The following is a 14,628-nucleotide window of genomic DNA, read 5'->3' as shown; positions in this document are numbered from 1 at the left end:
GATGAACTTAATAGAAGTCAAAACCTGATGACCAGTTAATTTGATTTAGCGGATAAGCATCAATATGGAAACCATTTGGGTACTCTTTAAAACCAGGTTGTGATTTTAATTGGTTGATAGCGGCTTGCGCTTGTTGCTCAGTAGCAAATACGCCGATTAATTTAAAGTCTTCGATATCATTATCTTTATTATCATCTTTATAAAGCGCGTGTTCTAAAACAAACACCGTATTTTGTTCTTTTTCGACATGTGACCAATGATAAGCCGCTAAGCGTTTCATCAGGTCAGGGTTTTTGACCATGATGTTATCGCCAGTCCGACCTTCAGTACGGTTATAGTGGATAACGTTTAAACGTAATAACCAAAAGATAACGGCTGCTTTTGCGAGCATCACTGGTAAGGCACGTTTTTCATCTTCGCCAAGCTGACGTTTGGATTCATAGCCTTGCAAAAAAGCCGCCATTTTACTGCGGTCAAAATTGACGGTTTCGCCCTGCTCGGCATCGCCCCAAGTCGTACAAAAATCATTAATGGTAATGGCAATATCCATCACATAATGCTCGACGCTGACTTCGGTAAAGTCTAACAATCCCGTTAAACGCGCTGCGCCTTTTTGGCTATTACTTAACGATAAGTCCCATAAGGTATTATCAGCGAACATGTCTAAATGGCATAAGCCTTTTGGCAACGTCGCCAGCGGCAAATCTGAGTAAGCGCGCCAAATATCGCTCATGAGCTTGGCTTCGTCACCGGGCATAAACTGCATTTCACGGTCGCGTACTTCCGCCCATGGGTATAAAGGCACGCCATATTCTTCCGCAGGTTGCAGTGCTTGTAAGGTCTCATGCAGCATGGCTAAAGCGGCGCCAATCTCATAACACATCGCTTGCGTGGTTTGCTGTGGATGCGCGCCAGCCAAACAAGGCACTAGCGTAATCGCTTTATTATCATAGCGTATGACATAGCCTTTTTCTGCGCTATCAGCGCCTAAATCAAGCAATGCTAATGGCGCCGCTACTGGCAATTTACCATCCAGTTGATTAAGGATAACCGCCATTTTTTCGATGTCTTCTGGTGGACGCTCTTCAAATAAGGTAAACACATAAGAGAGCGCGCCATCTACATCGTCAGTCGTCTGAATAAACCAGTTAGAGTTTTTGATACCTTGGGTAATCGGAATGGCACGCGCAAATGACACGCCAAAACGCTGGCAAAAAGCGGCAAACTGATCATCGGTTAACTGGGTATAGACGGACATAAGCTTCTCTTTAATTGGTTTATTCAAATTAGCGTGACATTTTAATGTTTCATTATACCGAAAATTTATTGGACGGCATCTAGCAAGTTAGACTGATTAAATCCTCAATTTTAAACCTAATCATCACCTAGTAAAATATTAAGAGCCTGCTTGCTACAATCCTCCGTCAATCCTTGATGAAACTGAGTTTCAACCCAACGAGATTTTATTTCAATAGGCAAGTCTCGTAACGACTTATCATCATCAATAATTACATAATTTTCATTTGGATTAGCAGCTACCCATTCTAAAACCTCTAAACATCGAATTGATAAATCAGTAAAAGTGCGTGCTTGATTCACTTTACTGATTCTATCTGTGATTATTCCTCGATTATAGAAAATTTGCTGCCACTCTTTTTCGTTATAATGAATACGATGAGTAGTGGTAAGGACAATATCTGCTTGAGTAATAGCTATAACTCTTGCTAAATTTTCAACGCAAGATTCGTTAAATACCATAAAACCATCTTCTAAATGGTCGACTTTTTGCCAAGTTGGCGTTGTAATCATTACTCCATCAAAATCTAGTAAAATCTTCACTGGTGAGACTCTAAAATAAATACATTAAGATAGATTATCACGAAATAGACTTTCTAATTTTGTTAGAATGCAGTAATAAAATATTATGTAGACTTTATTACATTAATTTAATAAATAAGTGAGGCGGCATGTTAGCAAAGCGTATCATTCCTTGTTTGGATGTGGATAATGGCCGTGTGGTCAAAGGCGTACAATTTGTCGATATCAAAGACGCCGGCGACCCTGTCGAAGTCGCTAAGCGCTATAACGAGCAAGGCGCCGATGAGATTACTTTTTTAGACATTACGGCGACCAATGATGAGCGCGATACCACTTATCATACCGTTGAGCGTATGGCTGAAACCGTGTTTGTACCGCTCACAGTTGGTGGCGGTGTGCGTAAAATCGCTGATATTCGTAATTTGCTCAATGCAGGTGCGGATAAAGTAGCGATTAACTCTGCGGCAGTATTTACGCCTGAGTTTGTTGGGGAGGCGGCGCAGAAATTTGGTAATCAATGTATCGTGGTGGCTATCGATGCCAAACGCGTTGCAGATATAATGGTTGATGGTGTTAGTGTGCCGCGTTGGGAAATCTTTACCCACGGTGGGCGTAAGCCAACCCGTATTGATGCGGTTGCTTGGGCAAGTAAAATGGCTGCTCTCGGCGCTGGCGAATTATTGGTGACCTCAATGGATGGTGATGGTACCAAAAAAGGCTATGATTTGGCTCTAATGCAGCAAATTACCAGCTGCGTAAATGTGCCCGTCATTGCTTCGGGCGGCGTTGGTAACTTGCAACATTTGGCCGAAGGTGTATTAGAAGGCGGCGTCGATGCCGTACTTGCGGCCAGTATTTTTCACTTTGGCGAATATACCGTGCAAGAGGCCAAAGCATATATGGCCGCGCAAGGCATACAGATGCGTCTTTAAGATTGCTAAAATATCAATGCCTGTGCAAAAAATGCTATCATAGCGCTACTTATTTATTTTTGTCAGTTAACTATTGAAAACAATCGAGATTTTACATAAAAATTTTGTTTTAAACGCTACTTACTCAAAGGATTTTCTTATGTCAAATTTACAACAGCAGCGCAATGATATTACCCATATCGATGGCAATTTACATCAAAACGAAGATGCGCGCATTGGTATCGTCGTCGGTCGTTTTAACGGTTTTGTCGTTGAGTCATTGGTAGATGGTGCAATCGATGCCCTACTGCGTCATGGCGTATTGGGTAGCAACATTACCGTGATTCGCGTACCGGGTGCGTTTGAGTTGCCACTCGTTGCTCAGCGCGCCGCTGAATCTGATCGCTTTGATGCCATCATTGCATTAGGCGCGATTATCCGTGGTAGCACGCCGCATTTTGATTTTGTCGCTAGCGAATCTGCCAAAGGTTTAAGCAGCGTTGCAATTGATTATAATATCCCTGTTGCTAATGGTGTATTAACCACTGACAGCATCGAGCAAGCGATTGAGCGCTCTGGTACCAAAGCCGGTAACAAAGGCTCAGAAGCGGCGATGGTGGTGCTTGAGATGCTAGCGGTTCTATCACAGCTAGATATTGCTGATGACTATGATAATAGTGATGACGCGTAATTAAGTCTTCATTTTATAAACGGTTATTTGTCATTTAAATGGCACTGCGGCTTATATCACCTTTGATATAGACCGCAGTGCCAATATGATAGTAAAAAGCACTATAAACAGTTCTATAAAACACCGTTTTAATATCCGACTGTCACAGCCTGCCAGTCGTCTACTATTTAACAACTTTTATACTATTTCTTACAACTTGCTGTCTTTGCCAAGCCTGTTATTTGCGCCAAGATAGATGTTTAAAATGATAGTTATTTAAAATTTAGGTATTGACCCCCTATGACTGACCAACTCAAGCGCGCCATTAACGCTGCACAAACCGCCCAAGCCAATGATGCACAAGCTGAAGCTACTCGTATCGCGAGCAGTAGTGCGGGTGAGCAAACCTTTGATATGAGTGAAACGACTTATAAGACTAGCCACACCGCTGTGCGTAAGGCTCGACGCTTTGCAATGCAAGGCCTATATGAGTGGTTGGTCACCGACCGCCGTTTTGATAAAGACGGTAAGCTTGGCTGGAAGGACAATGCGCCGCATGATATCGCTGCCCGTACGCGCGCGAGCAACGCCATGCATACCGTTCATATTGGCTACTATCATGAAATGATGCGCGATATTCCAGAGCAGATTGACGCTCTCGATGCGCTAATCAGTCAGCATCTTGATCGTGACATTGATAAATTGGACACTGTTGAACATGCTATTTTATTGATTGGGGCGTATGAGCTACAAAACCGCTTAGAGATTCCCTACAAAGTCGTGCTTGATGAAGCGATGAAGCTAAACAATCACTTTGGCGCTACTGACGCCCATAAATTAATTAATGCTGTCCTTGATAAAATGGCGATTGAATTGCGCGCGCTTGAAGTCAATGCCGATAGCAAAGCCAATCTACGCACCTCACAGAAAGCGGCGACTCAAGCAAATGCTAAGCAGACTGAAGCTCAATCTACTGCTGTTGAAGAAGTCAGTGAAAGCACAGCGGAATCTGATATCGATAGTACGTCAACTGCTTCGAACAAACCACGTATCAGTGCCAATAATGCCAGTGTTAAACGCAATAGCGCGAGTAAAGCTCTAGCAAATATTATGGACTATAAGATCAATAAGAAAAACGACGCCGCAAAAAATGAAACGCCAAATAATATCGTTAATGACAAATCTGCAGAAGAAAGCGCTTTAGAAGAAAACTCTTTAGAAAAAAATGGGGCTACTAATGGTGTTAGCAATGATGAGAATAGTGACGCAGCTGACGTAGGCTTACATGATTCAAATCTTATTACTCCTGATGAAAACAATAAAGACTAGCCATGAACGAATTTGAGCTGATTGAGCGTATATTTGCGCAAATACAAGCTGCACCGTCATTGTCCAGCACTGCCGAAGCACACAATATCGAAAAAGGCATTGGTGATGATGCGGCGGTAATGAGCTTGCCTGCAGGTGCACACTTGGTTAGCTGTATTGATACCCTCGTTCAAGGGCGGCACTTTAGCGCTGATTGGAATGACGTAAACGAATTAGCCTTTCAAATCGGCTATAAAGCGGTCGCAGTGAATGTCTCAGACATTGCTGCGATGGGCGCAACGCCGCATAGCATTCTATTGGCCTTGGCCTTACCTGAGCATTTGGCGAATGAGCAATGGCTGACTGAATTTGCCAAAGGTTTATTTCACGCCTGCCAGCTATTTGGTATCACGCTTATTGGCGGTGATACCACGCGCAGCGACAATCTAGTTCTTAGTGTCAGCGCACAAGGCTTACTTGATACGTCCACACCAGCTGTTTACCGCTCGGGCGCGCAAGTCGGCGATAAAATCTATGTCTCAGGGTCGCTTGGCGATGCTGCTTATGCGCTACAGCATCCTAATACTGCTATCGGTATTGAGCTTGCCCATCGGCTGCATATGCCAACGCCGCGTATTGCCTTAGGGGCAGCAGTGGCAACAATTGGCGCAACTTCGATGATAGATATCTCTGATGGTCTGTATCAAGACCTTGGGCATATCTGTGAGCAAAGCGCCGTTGGTATGTGCATCCACCTTGAGCATCTGCCTACCAGTAAAGCATTATCAAGCGTTGGTCTATCTGAACGCTTATTATGTCAGTTGGCGGGCGGCGATGATTATGAGCTGGCTTTTACCTTGCCTGCCCATATCGAGCCACCGATTGATAATAATAGCGACACGCCTGTGACCTGTATCGGTGAAGTCATAGCCGCAAACAAGGCAGATACTGCTAAAAATGTACGACCCGAGATTTTTTATCAAGGACAGCCAGTCACACCGACGCATCCCGCCCCATTTCCTACTTGGCCCAATCTGACGGGTTACCAACATTTTGCAGGTTAACCCATGATTGATCACAACCTATCTAAGCCTGATATCCGACAAGCCAATGATTGCCCGCCTCTACCCGCCAATGCCAGCGCGTTTGATCGTTTGGTTTATTGGCTTGGTATCGGTCTAGGTAGCGGTCTGCCGCGCCGTGCACCCGGCACTTGGGGTACGGTTGGCGCTTTAATCGTTGCGATACCATTATTAAGCCTAGGCTTTGTGCCGTTTTTGATGATTACCATTTTAGCTTGTTTGCTTGGTAATGCGATATGCGGTCGTACCTCAGAGCTGATGGGCGGCCACGATAACCCGCACATCGTTTGGGATGAGTGGGCTGGTATGTGGCTTACCCTCCTGCCGCTATCTTATATGGGTATCGCCAACGGCAGTTTTTGGCAAAATTTCACTCAAATACCTACTATCTTAGCCATCATTATTGCCTTTATACTATTTCGCTTTTTTGACATTATTAAGCCGCCGCCGATTGGCTGGGCAGATAAAAAAGTCGCGGGCGGTCTGGGTATTATGCTCGACGATATTATTGCGGGAGTGATGGCGGCAGCCGTTTGGGTGATTATTTATACCTTTATCTTCTCTTTTAGCTTTTAATCTTAAGTTTGTCCTTTAAACCTCAAATAAATGTTTTTACCATAAATAATTCTACTTTATCGCCTTTTATATCGCTCACCTATTTAGCGGTTAGATTTTCTGAACGCCTGCTGTTTAATTTATATCTATAGACAGCTAATGTCATAATCAGTTTACAAAGATGTCACGACATAGCGTTTTAGTTAAGTCGTAATTTGCGTTATAATTCAGAATTATATTTTGTTACATTTGTAGGCTATTTTTTAGGAATACTATGACAGCTCCTCTTTCGGTAATTATCCTCGCGGCTGGTAAAGGCACGCGTATGCAATCAGCCAAGCCAAAAGTGCTACAGACACTGGCTGGCAAGTCATTATTGGGTCATGTGCTTGATACTTGTCATCAATTGACCGTTGATGACACTATTATTGTACATGGTTTTGGCGGCGAACAAGTCCAAGCAGACATTAATGAGCAATATGCGCATTTGCCGATTACGTGGGTTGCCCAGACTGAGCAGTTAGGTACGGGCCATGCAGTAAAAGTCACCCTATCTGAATTACCAAAAGAAGGCCAAAGTCTGATTTTATATGGTGATGTGCCATTGGTCAGCTGCCAGACGTTAACAGCTTTAAAATCTGCCAATACTGATGGTATGTCGATGTTGACGCTAACAGTAGACAACCCATTTGGTCTTGGTCGTATCAAACGCGATAAAGACGGCAATATTGAAGCCATCGTTGAGCAAAAAGATGCCAACGCCGATGAACAGAAGATCCAAGAGATTAATAGCGGTATTTACTGCGTTGATAATGCATTATTGCATAAATATCTGCCAAAGCTGTCTAACGACAATGCGCAGCAAGAATACTATCTCACCGATATTGTTAAGATGGCGGTTGCTGAAGGCATCAATATTGTCGCCATCGAGCCTGAACATAGCTTTGAGATTGAAGGCGTCAATAACCGCCAACAGCTTGCCAGCTTGGAGCGTACGTGGCAAGGTAAGTTGGTTGCTGACCTGCAAGAAGCTGGCGTCCAGTTTGCCGATCCGACGCGCGTTGATATTCGTGGCAGCTTGATCGCAGGCCAAGATGTATTCGTCGATGTGGGCGTTGTGTTTGAGGGTGATTGTGTCTTAGGTGACAACGTTTATATCGAAGCTGGCTGTGTGATTAAAAATGCGCACATTGGCAATGCCTGTCACCTAAAGCCGTACTGCGTCATTGACAGTGCTCAAATTGGAAACGGCGTCGATATTGGACCTTTCGCCCACTTGCGCCCTGATACTGTTTTGTCTAATAACAGTAAAGTAGGCAATTTTGTCGAGATTAAAAAATCGATTATCGGCCAAGGTAGCAAGGTCAATCACTTAAGTTATGTGGGTGATGCGACGGTTGGAACAAATGTCAATATCGGTGCGGGCGTGATTACCTGTAATTACGACGGCGTCAATAAATCGCAAACCATCATCGAAGACAATGCCTTTATCGGCTCTAACGCCAGCTTGGTTGCGCCAGTTACTATTGGTGATACCGCTACGGTTGCGGCAGGCTCAGTGATTACCAAAAACGTCGATGATAACGCCTTAGCCTTTGGACGTGCGCGCCAAACCCAGAAAGATGACTTTCAGCGTCCGACTAAAAAATAAAGGCGGCGCTGATAGTTAACTTGATAAAAATGATGGTAAGACCACTAAAGCAGTACGACAATGATTTGTGGTGCTGCTTATTTATATTTATAGATTAATGATTGTCCATGTATCAGTATCTTTCAAAATCACATGGTATGAGAACATAAAATTTAAGGAATAATTATGTGCGGAATCGTTGGAGCAGTTGCTGAGCGGAATATTGCCAATATCTTACTTGAAGGCCTTAAACGCCTAGAATACCGTGGTTATGACTCTGCTGGTCTGACGGTTATCCGTGATGGCGAGCTGCATCGTGAGCGCCAAGTGGGCAAAGTACAAGCGCTGGTCGATGCCGTCGCCGTCAATCCTGAATTTTTCGATGGTCATATCGGTATTGCACATACGCGCTGGGCCACGCATGGCGAACCTGCGCAGCGCAACGCTCATCCGCACGTATCTGGTAAAATTGCCGTGGTCCATAATGGTATCGTTGAGAACTATGCTGAGCTAAAAGAAGAGCTGATTGCTAAAGGCTACGAGTTTACCTCGCAAACTGATACCGAAGTCGTCGCCCATTTAATCAATGATATCTACAAAAATACGCCTGATTTACTGGAAGCTGTGCGTGCCGTTATTCCTTTATTACATGGCGCGTTTGCCCTTGGCATTTTGCACATTGATTGCCCAGACGAGCTGATTACCGTGCGTCTAGGTTCGCCTTTGGTCATCGGTGTAGGTATCGGTGAGAACTTTATTGCCTCTGATCAATTGGCGCTTTTGCCTGTGACCAATCGCTTTATGTACCTAGAAGAAGGCGATATCGCCAAATTAACCCGTAATAGTATTGAAGTTTATGCAGACGGCGTAAAAGTAAAACGCCAGATACACGAGATTGATGCCGCCCAGCATAATGCTGATAAAGGCGAGTTCAAACATTATATGCTCAAAGAAATCTATGAGCAGCCAGATGCGGTTGCCCGTACGATTGAGATGGCGTTAGACTTTGATGAGCCGTCTAAGCTGCGTGATGACTTTTTGCAGCGTCATGAAGCGCAGTTAAAAGGTATCAAGAATGTTCAAGTCATCGCTTGTGGCACCAGCTATCATTCAGGTTTGGTCGCGAAATATTGGTTTGAAAGTCTAACCCGTGTGCCGTGTTCGGTTGAGGTTGCTAGTGAGTTCCGCTACCGCAATCCAGTGGTCGTCGATGACACCTTGGTCATTTGCATCTCGCAATCAGGCGAAACGGCGGATACCTTATCGGCGCTACGCGATATCCAAAAACATACGCCAGCAGGCCTCGTCAGCTTGGCTTTATGTAATGTACCGACCTCATCTTTGGTACGTGAAACCGATATCTTTTTACCAACGCTTGCCGGCCCTGAGATTGGCGTTGCTTCTACCAAAGCCTTTACCACTCAGCTTGCCGCGTTGATGTTACTGGTATTAAAAGTGGGTGTTGTACAAACGCGTATGACAGGTGAAAAATTAACCACCTTGCTGGGCAAATTACAAGCGCTACGCGGGCAACTACATGCCAGCTTACAACTCGATGCGCCTATCAAAGTCATGAGTGAGCACTTTGAATATAAGAAAAGCTGCTTATTTTTAGGTCGCGGTTTACAATTCCCAATCGCCTTAGAAGGCGCATTGAAGCTAAAAGAAATCTCTTATATTCACGCAGAAGGCTACGCCGCCGGTGAGCTAAAACATGGCCCATTAGCGTTGGTCGATAAAGACATGCCTATCGTGGTGCTCGCGCCAAAAGACAGTATGTTTGATAAGCTAAAAGCAAACATGCAAGAGGTACATGCGCGTCACGGTGAGCTGTTTGTATTTGCCAGTGAAGAAAGCAAGATGGTCGCAGAAGATAGAATGCACGTGGTTTATGTCCCTGAGGTTTGCGAGACGCTTGCCCCTATCGTTTATAGCGTACCGGTGCAGTTGTTGTCGTATCATGTCGCGGTGATGCGTGGTACGGATGTTGATCAGCCACGTAATCTCGCAAAATCAGTCACGGTCGAGTAAGATAAGTGTTTGATTTTAAAATATTTTTTTATCTTAATATTGTATAACACTAAATACTTTGCTGTCTAGTACCATATAGATAGCAAAGCATTTTTTTATAATGGACATAAAAAATTTCAATAATTTGGATATATCTCAGTATATATATTATATTCAGCAGCAAAGTAACCCAGAATTGATTATGTCCCTATTTCAATTTCAGAGTCAGCCTTATTTAAGTTGTCGCAAATGTCTTTGGTGACATCAAAACTGGCCACCTTACTATCATCTAAATCGTAATAGCTATACTGATAATCAAATCCCTTATTTATCCCTTGCATAACCTCTGCTTCTGCACAGGCTAACCCAGTACGTTCATCGCGCATTTCCGTTTCAAGCTCTTTTCTTTCAGAAGCATTATAATCAGATATCTTTAGCCGATAACCGAAAGTAACCGTTGTTCCATCAAAATCAATCTTTTCTAACGTAGTAACTTCATCAATTACGCTTGGCAGCTCTCTTTTTAACGTATCGATCTTACGATACATCTCCTGCGTATCACGTTCGTGATTGCTAGCTGTGGTAACCTTTTCATCATGAGCTAAAACCGAATTATTATCCGAACAGGCAATTACTGTTAGAAAGGCTGAAAGTAGAATCAATGCTTTAAGTTTATTGAACATAATTATCTTTATTGAACCTAATTAGCCAAAATAATATGATTAGGGCGCATCCTCATTCTAAAGAGAATACGCCCCATTATACAAATATATATTTAGACCAGCCCTTTATATAGAAAATAAAATCCCACCACCGTTAATAATATCGCAAAGCATTTTTTTAACAATTCTGGCGATAATATATGCGCGACTTTCGCGCCTAATTTTGCGGTAAAAAAGCTCATAATACTAATGCCTAAAAAGGCATAAATATGTACAAAGCCAATGGTATTAGGCACATCGACTTGCTGCTGCATGCCAAAAAACATAAACCCTAATGCACCGGCTATAGCAATCGGCAACCCGCACGCCGCTGAAGTCCCAACCGCTTTTTGCATCACCACGTTATAACGGGTGAGATAAGGCACGGTTAAGCTACCACCGCCAATACCAAAGATAGCAGAAGCGATACCGATAACACTGCCTGCTGCTAATTGCTTAGGTTTTGACGGTAGTGCTGTATTGGCATAGTTGACGCTACTGACATCATTAGCGCCACTAGAATGATTAGCAACAGGTTTTTTACCGGCAAAAAACATCTTATAAGCAACCCACAGTAAAAAAACCCCAACAATCAGCTGAAGATACAACCCAGATATCTGCCCTGCGATTCCTGCGCCTAAGAAGCAACCTAGCGCCAATCCGGGTGCCAGATTTTTAAACACCGGCCACATCACCGCGCCTTTTTTATTGTGTGCCATAAGCGAGCTGATAGAGGTGACAATAATAGTCGCCAATGACGTCCCTAATGCTAAATGCATAATGCTGTCAGGGCTGTAATCCATTTGGGTAAAAACGACAAACAATAAAGGCACGATAATTGTGCCACCGCCCACACCAAAAAGCCCGGCAGCAAATCCTGCTAGCGCGCCTATTATTAAAAAAATGAGTATTTCCACAGGATAGTTACTTCTCAGTTAGCTATAGTTTTAGTTAAACAACAAGGGCTTTAAAGGTAGATTAAACAATTTCTGTTTGACCAACTTGATGGTACGAGCGATTGAAATACACCAAACTTTCATCACTCTCGCCTTGTTTGATGGCGACCACGCGGCACATAAAAATACTGTGTGTGCCGACTTGTTGAATGTCATCAATTTCACAATCAAAACTGACCAGCGCATCCTCTAAAACAGGGGCGCCTGTGGTTAATGTCGTCCAAGCACCGTGACAAAAACGCTCTTCTGAGCATAGTTTGGAGGCAAAGGCATTAGATATGGGTTCGTGCTGCGTACCTAAGACATTGACACTTAACGTTTTGTTTTCAAGAAAATGTTCGTGTGAGCGCGAGCTCTGATTCATGCAGACAAGCAAGGTTGGCGGTGTGTCGGTCACGCTACAGACCGCAGAAGCGGTAAACCCATGACAGCCAGAGTCACCTTTTGTGGTGATCACATTGACCGCTGTCGGTAATAGAGACATGGCATCTCTAAAATCAGTTGCTTCAATCATGACTTAACTCCTAAATTTTAATCTTTAAGTACTTTAATCTTTAAGTACATTGATAACTGAGGCCACTCATGGGTTTAAACAAGGTAAGCTTTGTTAAGAAATGCTAAACGCTAAGCTCTTTACGTACAATAGCTACACCTGCGCTCAAGGCTTGCAATTTACCACGTGCCACTTGACGAGATAACGGTGCCATGCCGCAGTTGGTCGAAGGATAAAGCTTATCTGCATCGACAAACTGCAGCGCTTTACGTAACGTATCTGCTACTTCTTCCGGTGTTTCGATATTATTGGTTGCCACATCAATGGCGCCGACCATTACCTTTTTACCGCGAATCAGTTCAATCAAATCCATCGGTACATGCGAGTTTTGACACTCCAAAGAGACGATATCAATATTTGACTGCTGCAGTTTTGGAAAGGCTTGTTCATATTGACGCCACTCTGTCCCTAAAGTTTTTTTCCAATCGGTATTGGCTTTGATACCGTAGCCGTAGCAAATATGCACCGCCGTTTCACATTTTAGACCTTCAATAGCACGCTCTAAAGTGGCAATACCCCAGTCGTTGACGTCATCGAAGAACACATTAAACGCTGGCTCATCAAATTGGATAATATCGACACCAGCCGCTTCCAAGTCTTTTGCTTCTTGATTGAGAATTTTAGCAAATTCCCAAGCCAGTTTTTCACGGCTTTTATAATGACCATCATATAAGGTATCAATCATCGTCATTGGGCCGGGCAACGCCCATTTGATAGGTTGATCGGTTTGCGAGCGTAAAAATTTAGCATCGTCAACAAACACAGCTTTTTGACGACTTACGCTACCCACAACTGACGGAACACTTGCCTCATAACGATTGCGAATTTTAACCGTTTCACGCTTTTCGAAATCGACACCATCAAGATGTTCAATAAAGGTAGTCACAAAATGCTGACGTGTCTGCTCGCCATCACTGACAATATCAATCCCTGCCTGCAATTGCTCTTGTAATGACACCCGTAGCGCATCTTGTTTGGCTTCGAGCAGTTGCTCGCCCTCTAAAGCCCAAGGTGACCAAATTTTTTCCGGTTCAGCTAGCCAAGACGGTTTTGGCAAGCTGCCAGCGGTTGAGGTTGGTAATAATCTTTGTGTCGATAATAATAGTGTCATAGGATTTGTCTTCTTATTTTTTGGTGTTCTCATTTCGGCTAAATTGAACGCATCTAGGTTGAACGCATCTAGGTTGAAAATAGTTAGGCGGCGTATTCTTTATCCGCACATGCGTCTGCCACATTCTCATTCACATCATAGCTTGCCGCCCACTCTTCAAGAATAGCTTGGTAAGGCTTGATAAATTGTTCTTCCGTAAACTTACCTTGCTTCACTGCCATTTGGCTACGCTCTTCGCGGTCATAGACGATTTGCGTCAGTGAATAATCTTGATATTTTAAACTGGGCTGATATACCTGTCCCGCCGTCGAGTTGGCATTATAGATTTCAGGACGGTAAATCTTTTGGAAGGTTTCCATAGTTGCAATCGCACTGATGAGCTCAAGGTCAGTGTAATCAGTCAGCAAGTCACCGGCAAAATAAAACGCTAAAGGCGCAACACTACCAGCAGGCATAAAATAGCGCACGGTTAAGCCCATTTTATGAAAATAATCGTCAGTTAAAGAATATTCGTCTTGTCGGTATTCAACCCCTAACACCGGATGCTGGTTAATCGTACGATGATAGGTTTTACTGGTCGATACACTTAGGCAAATCACCGGCTGTTTATTAAACTCAGCTTGATAGGCTTCTGAATTCAATAAATACTGAAACAGTTTGCCATGTAAGTCACCAAAATCTGCCGGCGGTGGCGATGACGGGTTTTTATCGAAATGCTCTAATAGGACAACGCTAAAGTCATAATCGCGTACATAAGAGGAAAAGCTATTACCAATCATACCGTCGATACGGGTATTGTCTTTATGGTCGACGATCGTGGTTTTTAGCGTTTCGATGACCGGAAAAGTATCGCCATTACCTTCAATATCTAAATCTGCTGAAATAATATCAACTTCAACAGAGTAACGGTCGGCGGTTGGGTTATCCCAATGCGCCAAAGCGTTAAAACGATTATTAATCATTCTTAGTGTTTTACGCAGATTTTCTTCACGCTGCTCACCGCGCGCCAAATTGGCAAAGTTCGTGGTCAGACGCGTGCTATCTGCCGGATGATAGTTTTCATCAAAACGAATGCTCGAGATCGAATATGTAAATTGTTTACTCATGATAATCCGCTACCCTATTCTCATTGTGTGAGATAAAACCAAATTTGTATATGAGATAAATCATACCCGAACGCGATCATGAATAAAAATGATACTATTTAAATTTAAGATGAGTTAAATTCACGTTGATGAGGCAAGGTTATGGAATAGGACTTGATAACTAGGAGCGTGGCAGAAGGTTTTATGAATAATGATATTTTGAGTGATTTTTTTGCAT

14 protein-coding genes are annotated in these 14,628 nt (G+C 43.4%); 7 read left to right on the top strand and 7 right to left on the bottom strand.

Features of this window, described 5'->3' with window-relative positions; genetic code table 11:
• Nucleotides 1-7: 7 nt before the first annotated feature.
• Together IQ457_RS07590 and IQ457_RS07585 are read right to left on the bottom strand one after the other, a co-directional pair.
• Complete coding sequence (locus tag IQ457_RS07590) at nt 8-1,258, bottom strand: homoserine kinase (protein WP_200662701.1); 1,251 nt, start codon at nt 1,256-1,258, stop codon at nt 8-10.
• A 116-nt stretch (nt 1,259-1,374) separates the two neighbouring features.
• Nucleotides 1,375-1,839 (bottom strand): HAD domain-containing protein, encoded by a 465-nt coding sequence (locus IQ457_RS07585; protein WP_200662700.1) that lies wholly within the window; start codon nt 1,837-1,839, stop codon nt 1,375-1,377.
• Between the two features lie 128 nt (nt 1,840-1,967).
• Between IQ457_RS07585 and hisF the strand changes: the two genes are divergently transcribed.
• From hisF to glmS, 7 genes are all read left to right on the top strand, one after another.
• Nucleotides 1,968-2,750 carry an imidazole glycerol phosphate synthase subunit HisF gene (hisF, locus tag IQ457_RS07580; protein ID WP_200662699.1) on the top strand — a complete coding sequence of 261 codons (783 nt, stop codon included), beginning with the start codon at nt 1,968-1,970 and terminating at the stop codon, nt 2,748-2,750.
• 139 nt (nt 2,751-2,889) lie between these two features.
• Complete coding sequence (gene ribH, locus IQ457_RS07575) at nt 2,890-3,420, top strand: 6,7-dimethyl-8-ribityllumazine synthase (protein ID WP_068407989.1); 531 nt, start codon at nt 2,890-2,892, stop codon at nt 3,418-3,420.
• 279 nt (nt 3,421-3,699) lie between these two features.
• Nucleotides 3,700-4,728, top strand: a complete 1,029-nt coding sequence (gene nusB / locus IQ457_RS07570; RefSeq protein WP_200662698.1) for a transcription antitermination factor NusB — start codon at nt 3,700-3,702, stop codon at nt 4,726-4,728.
• A 2-nt stretch (nt 4,729-4,730) separates the two neighbouring features.
• A complete protein-coding gene (thiL, locus tag IQ457_RS07565; protein ID WP_200662697.1) occupies nt 4,731-5,771 on the top strand; it encodes a thiamine-phosphate kinase in 1,041 nt (346 codons plus the stop codon).
• Nucleotides 5,772-5,774: 3 nt separating this feature from the next.
• Nucleotides 5,775-6,365: a phosphatidylglycerophosphatase A family protein gene (locus tag IQ457_RS07560; RefSeq protein ID WP_109592018.1), complete on the top strand. Its 591-nt coding sequence runs from the start codon at nt 5,775-5,777 to the stop codon at nt 6,363-6,365.
• Nucleotides 6,366-6,618: 253 nt separating this feature from the next.
• Nucleotides 6,619-7,995 (top strand): bifunctional UDP-N-acetylglucosamine diphosphorylase/glucosamine-1-phosphate N-acetyltransferase GlmU, encoded by a 1,377-nt coding sequence (glmU, locus tag IQ457_RS07555; protein WP_200662696.1) that lies wholly within the window; start codon nt 6,619-6,621, stop codon nt 7,993-7,995.
• A 165-nt stretch (nt 7,996-8,160) separates the two neighbouring features.
• On the top strand, nt 8,161-10,005 hold the full coding sequence (glmS, locus tag IQ457_RS07550; RefSeq protein ID WP_200662695.1) for a glutamine--fructose-6-phosphate transaminase (isomerizing): 1,845 nt from the start codon (nt 8,161-8,163) through the stop codon (nt 10,003-10,005).
• Between the two features lie 179 nt (nt 10,006-10,184).
• On the opposite strand, the gene IQ457_RS07545 is transcribed toward glmS, so the two are convergent.
• From IQ457_RS07545 to IQ457_RS07525, 5 genes are all read right to left on the bottom strand, one after another.
• On the bottom strand, nt 10,185-10,667 hold the full coding sequence (locus IQ457_RS07545) for a hypothetical protein (RefSeq protein ID WP_200662694.1): 483 nt from the start codon (nt 10,665-10,667) through the stop codon (nt 10,185-10,187).
• Between the two features lie 92 nt (nt 10,668-10,759).
• Nucleotides 10,760-11,602, bottom strand: a complete 843-nt coding sequence (locus IQ457_RS07540) for a TSUP family transporter (RefSeq protein WP_200662693.1) — start codon at nt 11,600-11,602, stop codon at nt 10,760-10,762.
• A gap of 61 nt (nt 11,603-11,663) precedes the next feature.
• Entirely contained in the window at nt 11,664-12,155 is a 492-nt protein-coding gene (locus IQ457_RS07535; RefSeq protein WP_200662692.1) for a flavin reductase, read from the bottom strand.
• Nucleotides 12,156-12,258: 103 nt separating this feature from the next.
• Nucleotides 12,259-13,305, bottom strand: a complete 1,047-nt coding sequence (locus IQ457_RS07530) for a methionine synthase (protein ID WP_200662691.1) — start codon at nt 13,303-13,305, stop codon at nt 12,259-12,261.
• Nucleotides 13,306-13,388: 83 nt separating this feature from the next.
• Nucleotides 13,389-14,411, bottom strand: a complete 1,023-nt coding sequence (locus IQ457_RS07525) for a DUF1852 domain-containing protein (protein ID WP_200662690.1) — start codon at nt 14,409-14,411, stop codon at nt 13,389-13,391.
• Nucleotides 14,412-14,628: the final 217 nt, after the last annotated feature.

It is taken from the genome of Psychrobacter sp. M9-54-1 (assembly GCF_016613355.1).
Taxonomy (GTDB): domain Bacteria; phylum Pseudomonadota; class Gammaproteobacteria; order Pseudomonadales; family Moraxellaceae; genus Psychrobacter; species Psychrobacter faecalis.
The sequence above is the reverse complement of the archived record's forward strand: the minus strand, read 5'-3'. Positions and strand labels throughout refer to the sequence as shown.